Source organism: Allofrancisella frigidaquae (assembly GCF_012222825.1).
GTDB classification, from domain to species: domain Bacteria; phylum Pseudomonadota; class Gammaproteobacteria; order Francisellales; family Francisellaceae; genus Francisella; species Francisella frigidaquae.
In genome coordinates, this window is the sequence record NZ_CP038017.1 from 101,430 (window position 1) to 123,177 (window position 21,748).

Below are 21,748 nucleotides of genomic sequence, written 5' to 3' on the forward strand. Positions count from 1 at the left end.
ATGTATAATATTATATAAGAGAATCTAATACTTCAAGTTAAAAAGTATTTTCAGGTGTCAAAACAGTTACAAGAGCATAATTTTTTTATGCAACAAGCTTATGAGCAAGCTTTAATAGCATATAATTTGGGAGAGGTCCCTATAGGAGCTATTTTAGTCAAAGAGGGGCAAATTCTTGCTAAGAGTTATAATAGAACTATAGTAGATATTAACCCGACTGCCCATGCAGAAATATTAACTATTCAAATGGCAGCTAACTTATTAACAAATCATCGATTAGTCAATACAAAATTGTATGTAACCCTTGAGCCATGTATAATGTGTTTGGGCGCTTTAGTCCAAGCTAGAGTGACAGAAGTAATATATGCATGTAAAGATAAACGGGTTGGAGCTTTTTCTCAAGAAAAGTACCACCTCAACAAGAACTTAAACCATAATCTAAAAGTAACAGAAGGCGTGATGGCAGATAAGTGCGGCAGCCTTCTAAAAGAATTTTTTTTGGGAAAAAGATGAAAAAAGAAAAAATAGTGGTTTTGTACGGTGGAGATTCGCCTGAAAGGGAAGTTTCATTAAAGTCTGGTAAAGCTGTACTAGAATCTTTGCAAAAACAGGGCTATGATGCTGTGGGATTGGATGCTAGCTCAAAAGAACTTGTAAAAGGATTACTTAAGTTAAATCCTGATAAGTGCTTTGTCGCGTTACATGGTGAAGATGGAGAAAATGGTAAAGTATCAGCATTATTGGAAATGTTGAAGATAAAACATACTTCTTCTGATATGAAGTCTAGTGTAATAACTATGGATAAGATGCTTTCTAAAGAAATATGGATGCATCACAAAATGCCTACTCCTAAGGCTAAGATTCTTACAGCTAGGTTGATTAACGAAGAAGAAATTAGTTTTCCAGTTGCTGTTAAGCCATGTAGTGGTGGTTCAAGTATAGCTACATTTAAGGTTAATTCAGTTTCAGAGTTAAAAGCAGCTTATAGTGAAGCTTCTAAATATGGTGATGTAATGGTTGAGCAGTGGATAACTGGCAAGGAGATAACAGTAGCTATTGTTAATAATGAAGTGTATTCGTCTGTGTGGATTGAGCCATTAAATGATTTTTATGATTATGAGTCAAAATATAGCGGTAAATCAATTTATCATAGTCCTAGTGGGCTGTGTAAACAAAAAGAACTTGAGGCAAGGCAGCTAGCAAAAAAAGCTTATGATATTTTGGAATGTAAGGGGCATGCTAGGGTTGACCTTATATATGACCAAGATACGTTTTACCTAATGGAAATTAACTCTTCTCCAGGTATGACAGAACATAGTTTATCTCCAAAATCTGCAGCAGCAGAAGGTATTGATTTTGATAATTTTGTAAAAATAATTATAGAACAAGCACGGTGATGAAAGCTTTTAGACGATTGATAATACCTTTGTCAATACTTGTTACGTTATTTGGGATAGTAGTTTATTTAATGCTACAAACAGACAGAAGTATTTCAAAGGTAGATGTCGTTTCTAATGATGGTTTAGTATACGTTTCTAGGCAGGAATTAATAAACAAGATAACAAGTTTGAATAACAAGCAATGGTTTGATCTTAATATTGAAGATATAGAGAAACACTTGTATAGAATAAAGGGTGTAGATTATATTTTGGTCAAAAAAGTGTGGCCTTCAACATTAGTTATATATTTATATAATAGAAAACCTATAGCCTACTGGGGTAACAATAAGATTTTGATTGATAATATGGATATCGTCAAACCTGCTATATTTAATTATGATCAAGAGCTTCCGTATATACAAAGTAATGATGAAAATAATAGACACTATATTTACGAAACTTATCAAAAGTTAAATGATATTGCAAAAACAAATTCTTCAGAGATTATTGAAATTTTTTACCAAGGTAACCAGTTTAAATTACAACTTTTAAATGGTCAGGTTGTAATCCTTGGATCAAGGAACCTTGATTTTCGTCTAAAGGAGTATTTTAGGAACTACAAAAGAGTTAAAGATTATGAATCTGTAGAATATTTTGATATGCGATATGCCAATGGTTTTGCCATAAAGTATAAATAAAAATAAAATTCCCATTTTGTTGGTTTTCTATAATAAATAAGCTTATAATGTAGTCTAGGTACGCATTAAAAAACTAGAAATACAAATCTATTTTAATAACTAAGGTAAGTATAATGGGCTTCGGAAGTAGTAATTTTTGTGCAGTTGATTTAGGTTCTCACAAGATCACAGTAGCTATAGGTCAGATGGTTGAAAATGATACTATTAAAATACTAGGGGTCAGCCAAAAAAAATCAAAGGGTATAAAACAAGGCTCAGTAATAAACCTTGAAATGGCTATGGAAACTCTTAGCGAAGCTTTAGACGAAGCAAAAAGCATAGCTGGTGTTGATACTAAAGATATCACCTTGGGTCTGAGTGCGCCTAGTATCAAGGGCTTTAACTCTTATGGTTTGGCAGCAGTAGAAAATGGAGAGGTTGCTATGGAAGATTTAGCCATGGCAATTAAGACTGCTAAGGCTGTGCCTATGTCAGCAGATACAGAAATGCTTCATGTTTTGCAAAGGGATTACGTAGTAGACGGCCAGTCAGGGGTCACAGAACCAATAGGCATGTTTGCTGTAAGGTTAGAATCAAATGTACATATAGTAGTTATCTCATCTCGTTTATTACAAAATGTTAGAAAATGTATTTCAAACTGTGGTTATAAGATAAACAATATAGTTGTAGAGCAGCTGGCTTCAAGTGAGGCTATTCTTACAGATAGTGAAAAAGAAATGGGTGTTTGTTTAGTAAACATGGGCGCTGATACAACAAGTTTTTCAGTTTTTTCAGACAACGGTATTTGCTACACATCAACTATTCCTGCTGGTGGGAATAATATTTCATCCGATGTATCAAAAGTTTTTAAACTTCCAATAGAAGCAGCAGAAAGTTTAAAACTACAATACGGATATGCAGCAAGTAAGTATTTAAAAAATCCAGATGAGAAGATAGATATTCCAAACTCTTTGGGAAATGCTAAAAAAAGAATATCTTTACAAGATTTATCATTAGTTATAGAAGCCCGGGTAGAAGAAATATTTAGATCTTTGTATGATGAATTAGAGGTTAATGGTTTGCTTGAACTTATGCCATCAGGGATAGTTTTCACAGGTGGTGGCGCTAAACTAAAAGGATTGGCTAGGCTTGCTTTAGATATGTTTAAGTTACCTGCTGCAAGAGTTGGGGGGCCTATAGAGGTTTCTGGAGCAAATGAGGTTGTCCATAACCCGTCATATGCTACAGTTGTAGGTTTGCTTAAATACGCTAGTGAGCACGACCACTGTAAATTAGTTGAGTCAAAAGTAGAAGAAGATACAACAAAAGAAAATAAGCCTAAGAAAAAAATTGTTTCTTCAGTAAAGGGGTGGTTTTCTAATAATTTTTAAGATAGTGATATAGGTAAATATATAAATAAAGGAGTGTAAATATGTTTGACTTTAACGATTCAATGATTTCAAATGCTGTAATTAAAGTAATCGGCGTTGGTGGTGGTGGCGGTAACGCTGTTCAGCATATGTGTGATGAGGTTACAGATGTTGAATTTTTTGCTTTAAATACTGATGGTCAAGCTTTATCAAAGTCAAAAGTTCAAAATGTACTACAAATAGGTACAAATTTGACTAAAGGACTGGGAGCTGGTGCAAATCCAGAAATCGGTAAAAGAGCAGCTACAGAAGATAGAGCTAAGATAGAGCAACTATTAGAAGGTGCTGATATGGTTTTTATCACTGCTGGTATGGGTGGTGGTACAGGTACAGGTGGGGCCCCAGTTGTTGCAGAGGTTGCAAAAGATATGGGTGTACTTACAGTTGCTGTAGTTACTAAGCCTTTCCCGTTTGAAGGACCTAGAAGAATGAAAGCAGCTGAGTTAGGAATTGAAGAATTAACTAAACATGTTGATTCAATAATCACCGTTCCAAATGAAAAGCTACTTAGTGTTTTAGGAAAAGAAGCTAGTTTAATAGATGCTTTTAATGCGGCTAATGATGTTTTAGGAAATGCTGTTAAAGGAGTTTCTGAGTTAATAACTAGACCAGGTTTGATAAACGTTGACTTTGCTGATGTTAGGGCTGTTATGACTAATATGGGTCTAGCTATGATGGGTATGGGTGAGGCATCTGGTGAAAATAGAGCAAGAGAGGCAGCAGAAGCTGCGATTTCAAGCCCTCTTTTAGAAGATATTAATCTAGATGGTGCTAAAGGTGTAATAGTGAATATTACAGCCGGTATGGATATGTCTATAGGGGAGTTTGAGGAAGTTGGAGAGGTTATTAGATCTTTCATTTCTGATGATGCTATTGTTATAGCAGGTACAGTTATTGATCCTGATATAACTGATTCTATGAAAGTGACAGTTGTTGTTACTGGTATAGAAAAAGTATCTATGAAGAAAGGTTTTGGATTAGAAAAAGGTGCTCACCACTCTCAAAGAGAAATTTCTTCTGAAAGAGCAGCACCAGCTGCTTCTTTCCTAAGAAGGGAAGCAGAAGTTGCTACTACTAGTATCACTCCTGGTTCTGGATCTGATGATGCTAATAAGTCAGATATACCTAGTTTTCTAAGAAGAAAGTAGCCACAAGATTAGTTAAATAAAGCTATAAAGAGAAGTTGCTTATGAAACAAAAAACCTTAGCAAGGGAGTTTTCTGTATCAGGAATAGGCTTGCATTCTGGAGTTAACGTTTCTATGATAGTTAAACCTGCAACTGTTGATACTGGTATAATTTTTCGTAGAGCTGACTTACAGCCAGTCGTAGATATTAAGGTTACTCCATCTAATATCAAAGAAGCTATTATGTGTACTCTTTTAACTAAAGATGGTGATCAAAGTTTATCTATCTCTACAATTGAGCATTTGATGTCTGCTTTTGCGATGTTTGAAATAGATAACGTTTTGATAGAGGTCAATGCTCCAGAGTTACCAGTTATGGACGGTAGTTCTCATGATTTTGTTAATTTATTAAAGCAAGTCGGTGTAGTTGAGCAAAATACAGCTAGAAAAGGTATCAAAATTTTAAAGCCAGTAAGAGTCGAGGATGAGGATAAATTCGCAGAGGTATTACCAAGCGATAGTCTTAAGTATGAGTTTAAAATTAAATGGGACCACCCTGTAATTGCAGCTACTAATGATCATATAGTTTTTGAATATAACCTTGGTGAATATATTAAAATGATTTCAAGAGCTAGAACTTTTGGTTTTTATGAGCAGCTTGCTTATTTACACCAAAACAACCTTGCAAAAGGTGCTTCTTTAGATAATGCTGTTGGTATTACAAATGAAGGTGTTTTGAATGAAGGTGGTTTACGATACGCAGATGAATTTGTAAGACATAAGCTACTGGATGCAATTGGTGATTTTTATGTTGGAGGTTATATACTAGGGCATTTTAATTGCTATAAGTCTGGACATACTCTTAATAATAAGCTGCTACATGCTATATTTGCTGATAAAGATGCATGGGAATATTTTTAACACAGTTCGGAACATATAATTTTAGTTTGCAACAGCCCCTTAATCGGTCAAAATTATATTTTCATCTTTTATATGGATTTGTAACTTTTCTTTTATAAGTTTTACATTTTGGTTACTATGAATTTTTTCTATAGCATTATCTTTTTTTATCTCGGCTGGTGATTTCTGACTTGTTACAATATTACTATTAGGTATATTTTTAATATTTAGTTCAAAGCTGGAGTTGTTCAAGTGCTTACTAATATTTGCTTGTAGTTTCGCTATACTTTGAGGATCAAGTTCTAAGATTTTTTTAGCATCTTCATTAAGTTGGATATCATAAGAATCTCCATTAATTTTTAGTAAGTTGCTGTTGAAAGCCAGTGTTTTTGTAAAACCTTTAAGGTACATTTTATTTAATAATTCAAACCATAGCTTATCAAGAGAGTCTTTAGTATATTCTTTATTAATAGGTTTTTGGTCACTACTTTTAAAGACAGGGTTTGAAAGTTGTTGCTTTAATTCAGAAAAGTTTTTTTTAGTAGTATTTGTAGTTGTTTCTGAATAGTCAAAGCTAGAATTATTTAAGTTTTTTTTTTGAAACGCTATTAATCTAAGTATAGCCATGGTTACACCAGTTTCAAAGCTAGGCGCTAGAGAAATATCTTTTTTTGCAGAAATTGTTAGTTGATATAAAAAATGAGCTTGCTCAGTAGATATTTTATTAAGTACTCTATTAATTATATCTGTACTAATATTATTGGTTGCATCAAGGCTTTTCGTTAGACTATATACACAGCAACTAAACCAGATTTCAGCTATTTTATCTAGTATAGTTTCAGCATTATTTTCAGAAAGAGAAAGGTTTTTAATAGCAGGTAATATAGCATTTGGACTGTCGTCTATGATAGCGTTTATTATATTATATATTTCTTCATTATCGACAATACCAAGCATTTGCTTTACTTTGAATTGTTCTATCTTACCGTTACAAAAGCTAATTGCTTGATCAAGTAGACTTAAAGCATCTCTAAGGCTGCCTTTAGCATGGTACGCTATGTAGTCTAAAGATCGCTCATCTGAGCAGATATTTTCTTTAGATAAAACCTCTTTAAGCTGGGATTTGATATCTAGCTGAGATATGTGTTTAAGATGTAATTGTATACATCTAGAAAGTATGGTTACTGGTATCTTGTGATAATCAGTTGTTGCTAAGATAAATTTTACATATTCAGGAGGCTCTTCGAGAGTTTTTAATAGAGCGTTAAAACTTTGTTTAGACAACATATGGACCTCATCGATTAAATATACTTTGTATCTACCTTGTGAAGGTATATACTGAATATTATCTAGAATCTCTTTTGTTTCCTCTACCCCAGTGCGTGAGGCAGCGTCAATTTCGATTAAATCGATAAAGCTGTTATTATTTATCGCTAAACAGTTTTCACAATCATTACATGGTTCAGCTGTTACACCTGTTTTGCAGTTTAGGCATTTGGCAAGTAGCCTACCAAGAGTAGTCTTACCAACTCCCCTGGTGCCTGTAAATAGGTAGGCATGATGCACTTTTTGAGTTTTAAGAGCATGTATTAAGCTATTAAGAGCATGCTGTTGTCCAGCTACTTCTGAAAAAGATTTGGGCCTATATTTGCGTGCTAGTGCTTGATATGACATTTATATAATTTAGTAAGAAAGTTCTAATAAAATGATATCAAAATCCAAGCAAAAGAATAAGGCCTTAAAGTATCAAATTAATAACTTTAAGTGTATTAAATAAGATAAACATATCTAAATTTTTCTACAAAATTTACGCTATGCAGCAAAGCTTAGTAAGCTTGTTTTAATGATTATTTTGTTATAGGTATTAATAGTCGAAGTAATCATCTTTACTTTTTCTCATGATAGGGGCGCAGTCACTTTTAAATGTTGCACTTATTGGTTTATTAAAAATAGCAAAATCATCTTTTGGCTTCCCATATTGATACCTATAGCTATAGTCTGCATTTCTAGGGTTTTGTTTATTTTGGCTATTAACGTATTCTGGAAATGATAGAGGTCTAGTAGTACTATTTACACCTGGTTTAATTGGTTGAACTTGTGGTGAGTATAGCTGAGCTAATCTAGGGTTTTTATTTAGAAACTCAACGAGTTGCTCATTAGAGAAACTAATAAACGTAAGTGTTGATCCAAATCTACTATATTCGTTATCTTTTCCTTTTTTGAATCTGTTAGTATCTATTGTAGGCATGCGTTGAAGATCATCGTGTTCGTCATAAAGATTGAAACCTTTTCCAGTTTGAGCATCTATGAACCAAGTGCGGCATCCATCGTAAAATGCTGCGTACCAGTGAGTTCCTTCCGCGATGGAAACAATCACACAATTAGTTTCATATTTTATACAATGTAAATATACAGCATAGTCTGCTTGTAGTCGATGATACCCCAGAATTTTACGATAACCTTCTCCTTGGTCCATTTTATATTTATTAATAGGCCCATCTTTTTCTAGCTGTAATTGTGATGTAGCGCCACTGTAAAGACCATTATATATAAATGTGCTAATTGGCATAAATTCATTATCATTATCCATAAATGATCTATTTAGTTTAAATCCTGATAAAAACATGTATACATTGAAAGCACAATTGGAGCAATGACCGTCATAAGCCTTATTAGCCCATCCGTATAGTGGATTTATGGTTTTTAAAAATAGATTAGCTAAAGATCTATCTTGGTCTACATTGTTGGGGCTTTCCAAACGAATAGAATTTAATATAAATTGGAATTTGCTGTGATAGAGCATAAATTTCTTTCTCCAGAAGCCTTGTGTTCTATAAGAAAGTATATAAACGCGAAAGGCATATGGGTTTTTGATAACAGTAATAAAATCAGAAACACATCTAGAAATCTCTTCCAACTAATTTCAAAAAAGAGGTTAATTAATAAGCAAATGCACTATAATACTAGCAAAATATCCTACTGCAATGACCCATGTCCATTTAAGATGACCAATAAAGGTATATTTGCCTTTTGATTTGCCCATAACAGCTACACCAGCAGCTGAGCCTATTGATAATAAACTACCTCCAACTCCAGCTGTAAGAGTAACTAGTAACCATTGGGTATGCTCCATAGTTGGGTGCATGCTTAATACCGCAAACATAACAGGTATATTATCAACAATAGCAGAAAGTATCCCAATTATTGTATTTGCTTGAGTATGTGCTGAGAATAAGTTTGGAGCGATCGATTGCATGTCTTTGTATATATACTGAGAGGCAACACCTAAGTATCCAAGTGCAGCTAAACCTTGTACAGAAATTAGTATTCCATAGAAAAAAAGTAAAGTGTCCCATTCAGCTTCTTTTATTTTGTCGAAAATATCAAAAGCTTGAGGAGGCATTTTGTGACCTTGTCTAATTTCTCTATTTATTTTCAACCCATAGAAATAGTTATATATCATGACGTATCCAAGTCCGGTCATCATACCAAGAGATGGAGGTAAGTGTAAAACATGCTCAAAAGAAACAGCTGTTATAATCGTTAAAATGAATAATATGATAACTGGTACAGCGCCTCTTTTTAGTTGTACTTTCTCTTCTATAATAGATTTAACCTGCATCTTTGGTAAAAAGAAACTCATAATAACAGCAGGAATTAAAAAGTTAACTAATGAAGGAATAAAAATAGCAAAAAATCCATTGAAACTAACAGCACCAGTTTGCCACACCATAAGTGTAGTGATATCTCCAAAAGGTGAGAATGCACCACCGGCATTAGCTGCTACTACAATATTAACACAGGCCATAGTTATAAATTTTTTATTGTCCTTACCTATAGAGATTACTACGGTACTCATTACTAAAGCTGTGGTTAAGTTATCAGCCACTGCAGATAAAAAGAATGCAATTATTCCTGTAAGCCAAAATATTGCTAAATATCCAAAACCTGACCTTAGAAGAGTGCTTTTGAGTTTCTCAAATATATTTCTATCTTCCATTAAGTTTATATAAGCCATAGCAACCAACAAGAACAAAAGCAGTTCACCATATTCAGTCATTATATGGTCAAAATTACTTTGAACGATATTGTTAGCTCCAAAAGATTCGCCTACAATAGCAACAAGTATCCAGATAACACCAGCTGCAAGTATAACTGGCTTGGATTTATTAAGCTTTGTATAGTCTTCTGTCATTACGAATAAATAAGCTAAAACAAAAACCACAATAGCGGCTATAGCTAGTGGTTGGTTTATAGCATTTACGCTAATGGCTTCTAAAGATGATCCATCACTTGCAAAACTAAGTAAGGGCAGAAGAAGGGTTACTATTATTAGGTTGAATTTTTTTAACATTTTAAATTAATGTTTACTATGTTTTGAAGCTATTATAACATTAATAAAAAGTGATTAGCTAGTTTAAGTACCTTCTAAACTAAAGTTATTCTGGTATAATCCGTTACTTGATAAATGAAAAAAAAGGGGCTCTACTATGTGGAACTATTCTCCGCTTAAAACTATTCTTATTTTAGGACCCATGGTCTTTGCTTTTGCATTAGCTATGGATGTTTACATGCCTGTTCTACCTGCTATGAAAGAGTCTCTACAAACAACTCAGTCAATGGTACAAATAACATTGTCGTTATTTTTAGTAGTAACAGGAGTGGGTCAGCTTTTTCTTGGACCGTTATCGGATCAGTTTGGTAGATTTAGAATTATACTACTATCATCATTGTTATTTCTGTTAGGTTCAGCTTTATGTGCACTATCAGATACTATAGGCCTATTAATTTTTTCAAGGGTCGTTCAAGCTTTAGGGTGTTGTGGTTTATCTGTAGTCGCTTTCGCTATAGTAAGAGATGCTTTTTCTGGTAAAACTAGCTCAATGATATATAGTTTTATAAATGCGATAATATCCATTTCACCTATTGTAGGCCCTCTTATTGGTGTCGAGTTAGCTATATATTTTGAGTGGCAAGCAGCATTTGTTTTACTGACGTTTTTAGCATTTTTAACTTTTTTAATAATAGTTTTTTTTGTTAAGGAGAGCTTGCCAATAGAAAGACGTAAAAAAATGTCTTTAAATGTTTTTGCAAGATATTTGCAGGTTTCAAAATCATTGCAATTTTGGGCTTATTCTCTGACAGCAGTCTCAGGTATGTCAGCATTTTTTGTATTATTTTCAATGACACCATATATCATTACTTATTTAGGGTACCCTTTATCTAAGATATATGTGATGTTTGGTTTAGCTGGTGTTGCTTATCTTGTAGGTTCATTATTTGCTGGTGTTGTGGTAAATAAAATAGGAGTTTATAAAACAGCTATTTTAGGAGTCAGTTGTGTATTTACAGCTGGCGTCTTATCTTTGGCAATATATCTTATTTATGGTTTATCTTTATGGGGTTTTTTTGTTCCTTGTTTCTTTGCTACTTTTGGCTCAGCTTTTACCTCAGGAACGGGAGCTAGTGGTAGTTTAGAGCCATTTTATGAAATTGTAGGAGTAGCAGCTGCGTTGTTTGGTACTATGGAGTTTGCTATTAGTGGATTGATAGGAAGTGTTGCGATGATATTTCCAGCAACTAGTTCTCTTCCTATTGCTATAACCATGATTATTACATCTGTTATTACAATAGTACTACTAACTTGCATCCATAAGAAAAGGTCTATATTATGAGAAAAATTAAATGTTTATCTATATACTTCTTATTATTTATTTATGCGTGTTTAGAATGTTATAGTTATGCTTTAGATGTAGAAAAAGATGCACAAAGTATCTTTGTGGATAATAAAAAAGAAGAAATAATTTTAACGTTTTACTCATTATCGGATAAGAGTCTTAGTTTTATTAAGTTAATTTACCAAGGTAAAGAATATACCTTACCTCAAGTAGTGTCGGCCGATGGTGCTAGGTTTGATGACGGCAGAGATATAGCTATTTGGTTAAAAGGGGATCGTCTATATTTGGATAAAAATAACCAGACCTTCCAAAGAAAAGAGTTTTTCTTGGATACGAGTAAGTAGAATTATATTGGGTATACAAATTTCTTTGATTTAAATAGAATCATAAATAAAGGGATGGACGTTTTAAAAAGGGACTTTCCAAATAAATGTGTAAATTCTTAATTAACCTGCTAGATTATTTCTAGCGAAATATTAAGGATAGAAACAATGTCTAAGAATAAGAAGTCAGAAGATATTTACACAGCTATTGCAGATCAAATAATAGATTCAGGTGTTGATATTAATCAAATGTTTGAGAAAGATGGTTTGCTAAAGCAACTAACAAAACGATTATTAGAAAAAGCACTAGATGCAGAAATGAATAGTCATCTTGGTTATTCAAAACACCAAAGGACTAATTCATCAAATGCTAGGAATGGCTATAGTAACAAGACATTAGCTACAGACACAGGTAATTTGGAAATATCAGTTCCACGAGATAGAGATAGTGACTTTGAACCTCAAATAGTTCCCAAAAGAGTCACCAAGATAAACGGCTTAGACCAAAAAATTATATCTTTGTATGCTAAAGGTATGAGTACTACAGATATCCAACAACAGTTATTTGAGTTATATGATACAAAGATAAGTACAAGCTTTATAAGTGATGTTACAGAAGCTATTATTGATGATGTTAAAGCATGGCAAAATAGACCTTTAGAGTCAGTTTATCCAATAGTGTTTTTTGACTGTATAGTCGTTAAAGTTAGAGAAGACAAGCATATTATTAATAAAGCTGTGTATGTGGCTCTTGGCATATCGTTAACTGGTCATAAGGATGTATTAGGTCTTTGGATCAGTCAAAATGAAGGTGCTAAATATTGGCTTAGTGTTTTTACTGAATTAAAGAATAGAGGCTTACAGGATATATTTATAGCATGTACTGATAATTTAAAAGGCATGTCTGATGCTATACAAGCTATATACCCTGAGACAAAGCATCAGCTTTGTATCGTTCATCAAATTCGTAATAGTCTTAAGTATGTGCCATATAAAGACAAGAAAGAGGTAGCTAGAGAGTTAAAGAAAATATATGATGCTGATACCATTGCAATAGCTCAATCTGAGCTTGATAACTTTGCAAATAAATATGATACTAAATATCCTTTAATTTCAAAGTCATGGATAAATAATTGGGATAATTTAACTGTATTCTTGCAATATCCTCCAAAAATTCGTAAAGTTATTTACACTACTAATGCGATTGAATCGCTTAATAGCCAGTTTAGGAAAGTCATTAAGAATAAAAAGCTATTTCCTAAAGATGACTCTGTTTTCAAATCTTTGTACTTGGCTATAGATTATTTGACTAAAAAATGGTCTATGCCTGTTAAATATTGGAATGAGGCTATGCCTTATTTCGCTATCGAGTTTGAGCATAGAATTCAGAGATTCATGTAAGTGAATTTACACAGTTAAGTGGAAAGGCTCTTTTAAAAGTTTTTGTTGTTCTTATACTCCAAGAAGTCCATATCAAAGAATAGCTTTTTTATTAAAATATAGCTAATTCTATGCTTATTATTTATGTTACAATTTTATAATGATGAATTTTATGAAGCTTGTAAATTTAATGCAAACAGAACTAATTTACATTAAAAATAATGGGGATGATTTTACCCTAATTGGTGAACTTCCTGGCTCTAAAGATGTGTTTTACAGTTATACATTATCTGTAAATGAGATAGGTAAGTTAGAAATTGTAAAATCTGAGAAATATATTTTCTTTTTAGATTTATCTGATCTAGATTTGGATACAATTCATAAATTTGTTTTTAAATTTAAAAACATGTGTTTATCAAACATAAACTTTTGTATTATTTATGAAGTTGGTGTTGGTGAATTAGGTAAGATAAAAGAAAAATATGACCTAATAGATAAACTACAAAATTTAATTCCTGAATTGGATATTTATATGACATTAAGGTTTTCATTTAAGAAAACTTCTTCTTATGTATCACCAGAGCTGTTATGTTTATGGAATAAAGCTTTTAAATTTGTAAAAGATGGTAATCTAGAAATAAATAGTCCGTCTAATTCTCTTAAGTCAAGTGATAGGGGAAATAAATTTAATAAGCCATTAGATATTTCTAGTGTAGAGTCTATTGGTAGCTTTGAAGTTTCGAACTTTGAAGTTTCAGCATCAGAAGTTTATTCCTTGTCCAGTTATCCTTTTTTCTCGTCATCTGATTTTAGTAGTAAAAAAACACCATTTAAGTCAGATAAAACTTCTTTAATTAAATCTATTAATTGGAGCCTTAAGAAATATGTACATGCTTCGCCAGCTGCTCGCGCTTATGTGAGATATATGACTAAGATGTATGAAAGGAGCCTTCGATAATAAAGTTCAATCGAATGTACTGCTAACTGTAGTCATAGTCGATTTAGAAATTTATTATCAAAGCAAGACTGATTATAATTATAACGAGCGATACATATGTTCTAAGAGTAGGCGTTAGCTAGGGTATTTGTTTTATTATAGAGATAAATTTTAACCTGTTCTTTATATAGGTCGTGAAAGTCGTTATTAATAGCAGTATTACCCTTTATGTTTTTAAATATTGCTTTTAAATCAGAAAACTCTAGTAAATCATTATACTCATTTATAGTATTTGGACCGATCATTTTTTTTATTTCTGGGAAAGTGTTTTTGTTAAAAGAATCCAATATATATTTAGCACTCTTAGTTTGTTTCAAGGAGGTCTTCTTTGATATTATACTTATATTGTTTGTCTCTCCTCTAGGTATTAATGCAATAGCAATAGTGAGTTTTAGTATATAAATTAAACCCGGGGTACCTATATCTAAACCTTTTTCTAGCTTGGTGTTGCAAAAATCTATAATCTTTTGAAAAGCTATATTCTTCCGGTCTGACCTGCCTATGAATGAATAGGCATTAGAAGTAGCATCCTTGGTATTCTTGATGAGAAAGTATATCTGTCTCATTACTTCTATGTTGTTTTTGCGATGATTGCGGAATCTTCTTTGAATGAGGCTTATTTTACCCTCTGTATTTGCTAAATTTTGGAGCCAAGGGTCGTTGTGTTTTCTTTTTACAAACAGCACATCAGGAACTTTCCTCTTGCCTCCAAAGTTGGTTTCAAGACTACTTACACGGTTAGCATATAATAGTTGTGAAGATCTTCCACCATCTAAATTTATTGCTTGGCTAGATCCTAGGGCTTTCATTAAAATAGCACATTCTGCCAGATTTAAACCTTTAATTTGACCGGCTCTTCCAAGGATGGTGACAAAGAAGTAGTAATGATCGTTAAATCCAAAACATGATCTAGGGTTGGGTTGGTCAGCATGATGTAAGAATCCAGGAGCATTTTTTCTACTTGGGTCGTCCCATCTAAAAATAGGTAAATTCATAGTTGCCTGTGTAAAAACAATGTTATCATCTTTTATTAAAATGGGCGCGCTTGTTAAGTAGCTATCAAATTGACTAAGAAAATTATCAGGATCTAGTATGGATTTATATTCAAATATATCATACCCATTATTTGAAGCAGTTATTAAACCATAGTAGTTTGTATATTTTTTATTTACATTGTGGCAGTAGGTGGGACTTGGGTTTACGAAATTAATATGTGGAGCATTTGATTTGGTGTATCCAATAGGTTGGTTTTGCCCGTAATTGGGCAAGCCATCGTTATTAATTGCGGGACTGTCAAAAAAACCTCCATTTATTAATATAACACTTTTTCTACCGTTCTGACTTTGTTGTTCTTCATTTATAAATGCGGCCGTATTAAAGTCATAATTAGCATCTTTAGATGTTCCTACATGACAGGTAATCTCATTCTTTTTGGTTCTAATAGCGGTAAAGCAAACATCCATATTTTTCTGGCTTCCCAGTTGAGAGGCTGATATGTTTATTTGTAACTCTTCAATACCTTGCGATTTAAATCTCCACTTACCCTTAAAATAATCCTTCATTATATTTAGTTCCATAATTATCCTATGTTTTTATCATTTACTTTTGTTTATTCTACTATTTTTGATAAGGATACGACTTTTTATTGATACCTTCTATCAAATTTTGATAGAATTTATATTAAATTATAACACAACGTTATATGCAATTGTGATCTATGGCTAATTATAAATAAACCTTAGTGAGATGTGGTTTGATAAAGTTGTAGAGATTTAGAAAATTAACGATTTAACATTTAATTGCAAAGGCTCGTTAGAAACATATAACTTTAGTTTGCAACAGTCTCATGCATAGTTAAATAGAAGTTCTGATTATAAATTTTTAATCATTAGGGCAAATTTCATATCTTCGGGTGATACATTACCAAATTTTATTTTAGCCTGATAACCACTACCTTTTGCTTCTTCCATGTGGTTACCATCTTTATCAAGCATGTTATCTAATACCATTTGTCTGCTTCCTGATGGTAGCATTAGCTCAATACTATCACCTATTTGAATTTTGTTACGGACATTAATATCGGCATAACCAGTATGCTCATCAAAATGTGTAATTTCACCAACGAATTGTTGAGTAGAACTGCGAGAGTCTGAATTATCATATTTCTGGTATTCATCATGTACATGACGACGATAGAAACCTTCTGTATACCCTCGATGTGCTAACCCTTCTAGTTTGTCCATTAAAGTCATATCAAAAGGTTTTCCTGCTAGAGCGTCTTTGATAGCTTGATCATATAACTGAGCAGTTCTAGCAGCATAAAAGAAAGATTTAGTTCGACCTTCTATTTTAAAACAATCAACCCCGATTTTTGTTAGGTATTCTACATGCTGAATAGCTCGTAAGTCTTTTGAGTTCATTATATACGTGCCATGTTCATCTTCAAACATGGGATTAAATTGTCCAGGTTCTTTATCATTTTCTATTAAAACAATTTTTTCTGATGGTTGCCCAATTCCTAGGGTTGAGTTGATTGTTGTGGGTACAATATCCCCCCACTCATTTTGCTTAGCTTCAGCAACCTTATAATTATTTCTACAAGCGTTATTACAAACTCCTTGGTTAGGGTCTCTATGGCTGTAGTAGCCCGATAGTAGACATCTGCCAGAGTATGCCATACAAAGTGATCCATGCACGAAAGTTTCTATTTCCATACCTGGACAGTTTTCTTTGATTTCAGCAATTTCTTTTAATGATAATTCTCTAGAAAGTACAACTCTCTTTATACCAAATTTCTGCCAGAATCTTACAGTTTCATAATTTACGGCATTTGCTTGTACTGATAGATGTATTTCTTGGTCAGGAAAATGTTCTCTAATTAGCATAATCATGCCTGGATCAGACATTATCATAGCATCAGGTTTGAGTGCTATGACAGGAGTTATATCTTTTATATATGTTTTAATTTTTGAGTTATGAGGAGCTATATTGTTTGCTAGCATGATTTTCTTACCTAGAGCATGCGCTTCATTTATAGCTGTTTCAAGAATCTCCAATTTTGAAAATTCATTATTACGAGCTCTTAAACTATATCTTGGTTGTCCGATATAAACAGCATCTGCTCCATATGCAAAAGCATAACGCATTGCTTTAAGTGTCCCAGCAGGGGAAAGTAATTCTGGTCTTTTCATATGATACCTTATTAATTAAAGAGTGGTCTTTAAAGAAGATCTAAGTAACATCTTAGATTTTTATTTTATTGTTTATTTTGTTGATGTGAATTTTAACTTTTTTTGGGCTATTTTCCAATTCTAAAATTTTAGTATAGTTTTCTTTAGTAGGCTATTGTGATATTATCTCAAGATTAAACTAGTTAAAAATTTATTTATTAAACTATAGGGTCTTATAATGAACTTTGAATTTGCTAGAGAAAATATGATCAAACAGCAAGTTTTGCCTGAGGGGATCCCTATTGGCGCTCTTGTTGATGCTATGGCAAATATTTCTCGTGAGAAATTTCTACCACAAGAATACCAAAGTTTAGCATATTGTGATACTGGTTTTGTAATTAATGGTAGAGAAGTAAGAAGCCTTATGCTAACAGCAAAGCTGATAAATGCTCTTGATGTTGAGCATGGTGATAATGTTTTGCAGCTTGGGTTAGACTGTGGCTATACAACGGCTATTTTAGCGAAAATTAGTCAGCATGTAGATGTTTTAGACTATGATGAGAAGGTGATGGGCTCTGTTAAAAGGTGTCTTGTAACTCAACACATCCAAAATATTGATTTTAATACGTTAGAGCAACTACAATCTATTATTGATAGTCAAAAAAAGTATAGTTGTATATATAGTTTGAATCCAGTAAAAGCAGATGAGATTGATGAGTCACTATTGGGTTTGCTAAAAATATCAGGAAGGTTCGTGTTTGTAGTCCGAGAGGATGTCTGTGATAAAGCCTATTTGGCAATTAGGGTGGATAATGAAGTATATGAGAAAAGCTTTCTTTTCGATATATATAATAAATAAGAGTTAATATGCAAAAGAGTTTATTATGTTTAGCATGTTTTTTTAGTGCTAATTTGATTTTTGCAGCAGATATAATGTCAGAAGATGCTGAGTCGAAATATAATTCTGCTGGTAGACCTATAGGTACGGATATTTTTGAAAACCCATATAGTGTCGCTAAACAGTATGCTAAAGCTGATCAAATTAAGCAAGATAATCGATTTTATGATCTTAAAAAAGCTGATGAAGTTGCTATGGTTAGTTCTACTAAGGAACAATTTTATAGTTTAATAGATATTTATAATTTAGCAGCTGAACATAATGCTGAGTACCTAGCAGCTAGATCAACTTTTGCTTCTAATATAGAGACAGTCCCTAAAGCTCTTGGTGGGTTACTCCCAAAGATAGACTTTCAATATAACCTCAGAAGAGATATTTATGATGAGTTTGGAGGCCAAGTTGGAGACACTGCAAACAATTTCAACTTCAGTGGTGAGCAGGTGCTTTTTGATTGGAGTAAATGGAAAACTTTCACACAAGCTACTTACTTACAAAAATCATACGCTATGATTTATGCAAAAGCAGAACAAACTCTTATTATAAATACTGTAACGGCATATTTTGAACTTTTAAGAGCCGAACAAGCACTACAGTTTCAGCTTGCAAATGAGGCATGGAACAAAAAATTATATAAAACACAGGAGTATCAATATAAAGCAGGTGCAGTTTCGTACGCGGATTTAAAAACTACAGATGCTCAATACCGCCAAGCAATAGCTGATAGAGTAGACGCTCAAAAAAGTTTAATAGCAGCAAAAGCCACAATGGCAAAACTTATAGGTAGTAGAATAAGCTCTATTTTATATATTTCTAAGTCAACAGAATTTGAGCCTCCTACGCCAAATGATATTAATTACTGGTTAAAGACAGCTGAGCAGTATAATTTGGATATTGCACAAAAAGAATTTGAATACCAAGCCGCACAAGAGGGTGTAGGTATACAGTGGGGTAACTTTTTTCCAAAAGCTAATTTGACTGGTGGAATCCGTATGTCCAGAAATAACCTTTCAGGTAATCCTCAACAAATAGCTCTTATCCCCACAAAATATGATGTAGCAAACATTTCAGGTAACGTTAATTGGAATCTTCTAAAAGGTGGATCTGACTTTGCCCAGCTTAAGCAGGCAAGTTATGATAATCAGGCGGCTAATTATGCTTTACTTCAAACTAAACGAGAAGTTTACGCTGGTACTGTTGAAGCTTTTCAGACTGTGGTTTTGGATTCAGTTAGGATAGAAGCTTTTAAAAAGTCTGTCTACTCTGGTTTAGCTTCTGTTAAAGCTATTTTAGAAGGCTTTGAGGCAGGTACACAAACTATAGTTGACTTATTAAACCGCCAGACGATACTTGTACAAGCGCAGCTTTCATTTGCTGATTCTATATTTAATTACGTTGAGCATTACGCCCAATTAAAGCAATTGCAAGGTAGTTTGACATATAAAGATGTGGAGTATATAAATTCACTATTAGGTAAGACTAACATTATTTCACAAATCGCTATTGAGTAAATCTTATCGTATATGCAAAATATCTACGTTTTTATCTTAACGATTAAAGATTTTATAGCTACAGATGTAGCTGAACTTTTAAAGAATAGATTTAGCATTGAAGTTAGTTCTAATCAGAAATTATTTTCTAATTTCCTTAGGTATTGGGTTTTTGGCGAATTTTTTGATATTAGTAACCCCGTTTTTTACGTAGATAATAATAACAAGCCTTTTTTAGAAAATTCTGAAAGTTTAAAGTTTAGTATTAGCCACACTTTAGAAACAGTAGTTATTGCAGTAGCAAGTAATGATATAGGAATAGATGTTGAAAATATAAAAAGAAAAAGAAAATTTCTTAATGTGGCGGAGCGGTATTTTAGTCAAGGTGAATTACAAATATTAAGAAAAAGTAGTAACCTAGATAAAGATTTTTACACCCTTTGGACTTTAAAAGAAGCTCAAGTTAAAAGAAATGGGCTAGGAATAGCTTATGGCTTTGCTGAGGCTAAATTTAGCAGAAATAATAAAAATTGGTGTAGTAATAACTATCCTAATGATTTTTTCTCATTTGAAAAGAATGAGAATATTTTTTCAGTTTGCAGTAAAGATGTAGTAAATAAGGATATAAGCATTTTTAAAATTATGAAAGATTTTAGTTTTCAAGAGTTCACGGTAGCGCGGTTTTAGATTAAGCTAATTAGGATTTTAAAGTTAGCTAGGGTATAGTTACTAGCTTAAAAATAGATTTTTATTGATACAAATATTGGTATAATGATCCAGTTGGTAATTCTTTAGAGAACAGAGAAATCTTATGTGTGGAATAATAGGGGTTGCTGGTCCTAGTCAGGTTAGTTATTTATTGTTTGATGGTTTAAGCCTTTTGCAACATAGGGGTCAAGATGCTGCTGGCATTGCAACTATGGACAAAGGGCGTTTTTTTATTCGTAAAAATACAGGATTGGTAAATGAAGTTTTTACTGATGAGAAGCTAGAGAAGTCTAGAGGTAAAATCGGTATAGGTCATGTAAGGTATCCAACAGCTGGAAGTTTAGGAGCAGCAGATAGTCAACCTTTTTATGTTAATAATCCTCATGGAATAGTCTTTGCTCATAATGGTAACTTAACTAATGTTAGAGAGCTTGCTACAGTATTGCACGATATAGAAAGACGTCATCTTAATACGACTTCAGACTCAGAGCTTTTATTAAACTTTTTTGCTTGTGGTATGAATAAGTCGCGGGGTTGTCCAACACCTCAAGCCGTTTTTAAAGCAGTTGAATTTGTTTTTAAGCACGCAAAAGGCGGTTATGCTTGTACAGCTATGATAGCTGATTTTGGTTTAATAGCATTTAGAGATCCTTTTGGTATTCGTCCTTTAGTGTTTGGTGTTAAAGAGTATGAGAATGGTGAAAAAGCATATATGGTGGCTAGTGAGAGTGTTTCGCTAGATATTTCTGGTTTTAGAGTTTTACGTGACGTTGAGCCTGGTGAGGTTATTGTTATAACAGAAGATAGAAAGGTTCATTCAAAAGTCTGCGCTAAAAAACCTGTTTTAGCACCTTGTTTATTTGAGTATGTATATTTTGCTCGACCAGATAGTATCATGAATGGAGTCAGTGTCTATCAAGCAAGAGTAGACGCTGGAAAAATGTTAAGTAAAAGAATTTTAGAAGCTTGGAAAGGTAGTGATATAGATATTGTAATCCCCGTTCCAGAAACAGGTCGTGCTTCTGCTCAAGAAATAGCCACAGCATTGGGCGTTGAATATAGAGAAGGATTTGTTAAAAACAGATACGTTGGCAGAACTTTTATAATGCCAGAATCAGCTGATAGAAAAAACTATGTCAGAAGAAAATTAAACCCAATCCCTGCAGAATTCAAAGACAAAAATGTTTTGCTTGTAGATGATTCTATAGTCCGTGGTACAACGTCTAAGCGTATTATAGAGATGATTAGAGATCTGGGAGCAAAGTCTGTTTATTTGGCTTCTGTGTCACCTGCTGTATGTTACCCAAATGTTTATGGTATAGACATGCCCACCAAATCAGAGCTAATTGCTCATGGTAGATCTTTAGAGGAAATTCGTCAATGGATAGGGGTAGATGGGCTTATATACCTACCTTTATCAGATTTAAAAGATGTAATTCAAAAACAAAATCCAAGTATAGTTGAGTTTGAAGATAGTGTTTTTTCTGGACACTACATTACCGGTGATGTGAATGAAAGTTATTTAGATAAGCTTGAAAGTGAAAGAATTGCTTTAAAAAGAGAAGCACAAAAATATAGAGGATTTGACTAGACGG

The 21,748-nt window shown here is 33.0% G+C and carries 19 protein-coding genes; 14 read left to right on the forward strand and 5 right to left on the reverse strand.

All coding sequences use genetic code 11. The annotated features are described in order from the left end of the window. Nucleotides 1–54: 54 nt before the first annotated feature. From E3E15_RS00460 to lpxC, 6 genes are all read left to right on the forward strand, one after another. A complete protein-coding gene (locus E3E15_RS00460; RefSeq protein ID WP_245313666.1) occupies nt 55–513 on the forward strand; it encodes a nucleoside deaminase in 459 nt (152 codons plus the stop codon). After that, complete coding sequence (locus E3E15_RS00465; RefSeq protein ID WP_172106187.1) at nt 510–1,397, forward strand: D-alanine--D-alanine ligase; 888 nt, start codon at nt 510–512, stop codon at nt 1,395–1,397. Before E3E15_RS00460 ends, E3E15_RS00465 begins: the two co-directional genes overlap by 4 nt. Continuing rightward, entirely contained in the window at nt 1,397–2,077 is a 681-nt protein-coding gene (locus E3E15_RS00470; RefSeq protein ID WP_245313667.1) for a cell division protein FtsQ/DivIB, read from the forward strand. Before E3E15_RS00465 ends, E3E15_RS00470 begins: the two co-directional genes overlap by 1 nt. A 113-nt stretch (nt 2,078–2,190) precedes the next feature. Beyond that, the gene (gene ftsA, locus E3E15_RS00475; protein ID WP_172106189.1) at nt 2,191–3,447 is read left to right on the forward strand and encodes a cell division protein FtsA; all 1,257 of its coding nucleotides are present in this window, start codon (nt 2,191–2,193) and stop codon (nt 3,445–3,447) included. A 41-nt stretch (nt 3,448–3,488) separates the two neighbouring features. Next, nucleotides 3,489–4,634 carry a cell division protein FtsZ gene (gene ftsZ, locus E3E15_RS00480; protein ID WP_035720692.1) on the forward strand — a complete coding sequence of 382 codons (1,146 nt, stop codon included), beginning with the start codon at nt 3,489–3,491 and terminating at the stop codon, nt 4,632–4,634. Nucleotides 4,635–4,675: 41 nt separating this feature from the next. Beyond that, nucleotides 4,676–5,533: a UDP-3-O-acyl-N-acetylglucosamine deacetylase gene (lpxC, locus tag E3E15_RS00485; RefSeq protein ID WP_172106190.1), complete on the forward strand. Its 858-nt coding sequence runs from the start codon at nt 4,676–4,678 to the stop codon at nt 5,531–5,533. 39 nt (nt 5,534–5,572) lie between these two features. On the opposite strand, the gene dnaX is transcribed toward lpxC, so the two are convergent. The 3 genes from dnaX to nhaD all read right to left on the reverse strand — a co-directional run bounded on the left by dnaX (nt 5,573) and on the right by nhaD (nt 9,866). Further along, nucleotides 5,573–7,186 (reverse strand): DNA polymerase III subunit gamma/tau, encoded by a 1,614-nt coding sequence (dnaX, locus tag E3E15_RS00490; RefSeq protein WP_172106191.1) that lies wholly within the window; start codon nt 7,184–7,186, stop codon nt 5,573–5,575. A gap of 190 nt (nt 7,187–7,376) precedes the next feature. Beyond that, on the reverse strand, nt 7,377–8,315 hold the full coding sequence (locus E3E15_RS00495; RefSeq protein ID WP_172106192.1) for a hypothetical protein: 939 nt from the start codon (nt 8,313–8,315) through the stop codon (nt 7,377–7,379). 132 nt (nt 8,316–8,447) lie between these two features. After that, a complete protein-coding gene (gene nhaD / locus E3E15_RS00500) occupies nt 8,448–9,866 on the reverse strand; it encodes a sodium:proton antiporter NhaD (RefSeq protein ID WP_172106193.1) in 1,419 nt (472 codons plus the stop codon). 136 nt (nt 9,867–10,002) lie between these two features. Between nhaD and E3E15_RS00505 the strand changes: the two genes are divergently transcribed. From E3E15_RS00505 to E3E15_RS00520, 4 genes are all read left to right on the forward strand, one after another. Then, nucleotides 10,003–11,187: a multidrug effflux MFS transporter gene (locus tag E3E15_RS00505; RefSeq protein ID WP_035720706.1), complete on the forward strand. Its 1,185-nt coding sequence runs from the start codon at nt 10,003–10,005 to the stop codon at nt 11,185–11,187. Continuing rightward, complete coding sequence (locus tag E3E15_RS00510; protein ID WP_172106194.1) at nt 11,184–11,534, forward strand: MliC family protein; 351 nt, start codon at nt 11,184–11,186, stop codon at nt 11,532–11,534. Before E3E15_RS00505 ends, E3E15_RS00510 begins: the two co-directional genes overlap by 4 nt. 147 nt (nt 11,535–11,681) lie before the next feature. Beyond that, complete coding sequence (locus E3E15_RS00515) at nt 11,682–12,914, forward strand: IS256 family transposase (protein ID WP_172106156.1); 1,233 nt, start codon at nt 11,682–11,684, stop codon at nt 12,912–12,914. 169 nt (nt 12,915–13,083) lie between these two features. Further along, entirely contained in the window at nt 13,084–13,851 is a 768-nt protein-coding gene (locus tag E3E15_RS00520) for a hypothetical protein (RefSeq protein WP_172106195.1), read from the forward strand. 101 nt (nt 13,852–13,952) lie between these two features. On the opposite strand, the gene E3E15_RS00525 is transcribed toward E3E15_RS00520, so the two are convergent. Both E3E15_RS00525 and trhP read right to left on the reverse strand, forming a co-directional pair. After that, nucleotides 13,953–15,467 (reverse strand): phosphodiester glycosidase family protein, encoded by a 1,515-nt coding sequence (locus E3E15_RS00525; protein ID WP_172106196.1) that lies wholly within the window; start codon nt 15,465–15,467, stop codon nt 13,953–13,955. A gap of 294 nt (nt 15,468–15,761) precedes the next feature. Beyond that, entirely contained in the window at nt 15,762–17,081 is a 1,320-nt protein-coding gene (gene trhP / locus E3E15_RS00530) for a prephenate-dependent tRNA uridine(34) hydroxylase TrhP (RefSeq protein WP_172106197.1), read from the reverse strand. A gap of 217 nt (nt 17,082–17,298) precedes the next feature. On the opposite strand from trhP, the gene E3E15_RS00535 reads away from it, so the two are divergent. The 4 genes from E3E15_RS00535 to purF all read left to right on the forward strand — a co-directional run bounded on the left by E3E15_RS00535 (nt 17,299) and on the right by purF (nt 21,744). Continuing rightward, on the forward strand, nt 17,299–17,919 hold the full coding sequence (locus E3E15_RS00535; RefSeq protein ID WP_035720714.1) for a protein-L-isoaspartate O-methyltransferase family protein: 621 nt from the start codon (nt 17,299–17,301) through the stop codon (nt 17,917–17,919). An 8-nt stretch (nt 17,920–17,927) separates the two neighbouring features. After that, on the forward strand, nt 17,928–19,466 hold the full coding sequence (locus E3E15_RS00540; protein WP_425352912.1) for a TolC family protein: 1,539 nt from the start codon (nt 17,928–17,930) through the stop codon (nt 19,464–19,466). Between the two features lie 12 nt (nt 19,467–19,478). Further along, nucleotides 19,479–20,132, forward strand: a complete 654-nt coding sequence (locus E3E15_RS00545) for a 4'-phosphopantetheinyl transferase family protein (RefSeq protein ID WP_035720720.1) — start codon at nt 19,479–19,481, stop codon at nt 20,130–20,132. Nucleotides 20,133–20,256: 124 nt separating this feature from the next. Continuing rightward, nucleotides 20,257–21,744, forward strand: coding sequence for an amidophosphoribosyltransferase (gene purF / locus E3E15_RS00550; RefSeq protein ID WP_172106198.1), 1,488 nt, complete (start codon nt 20,257–20,259; stop codon nt 21,742–21,744). Nucleotides 21,745–21,748: the final 4 nt, after the last annotated feature.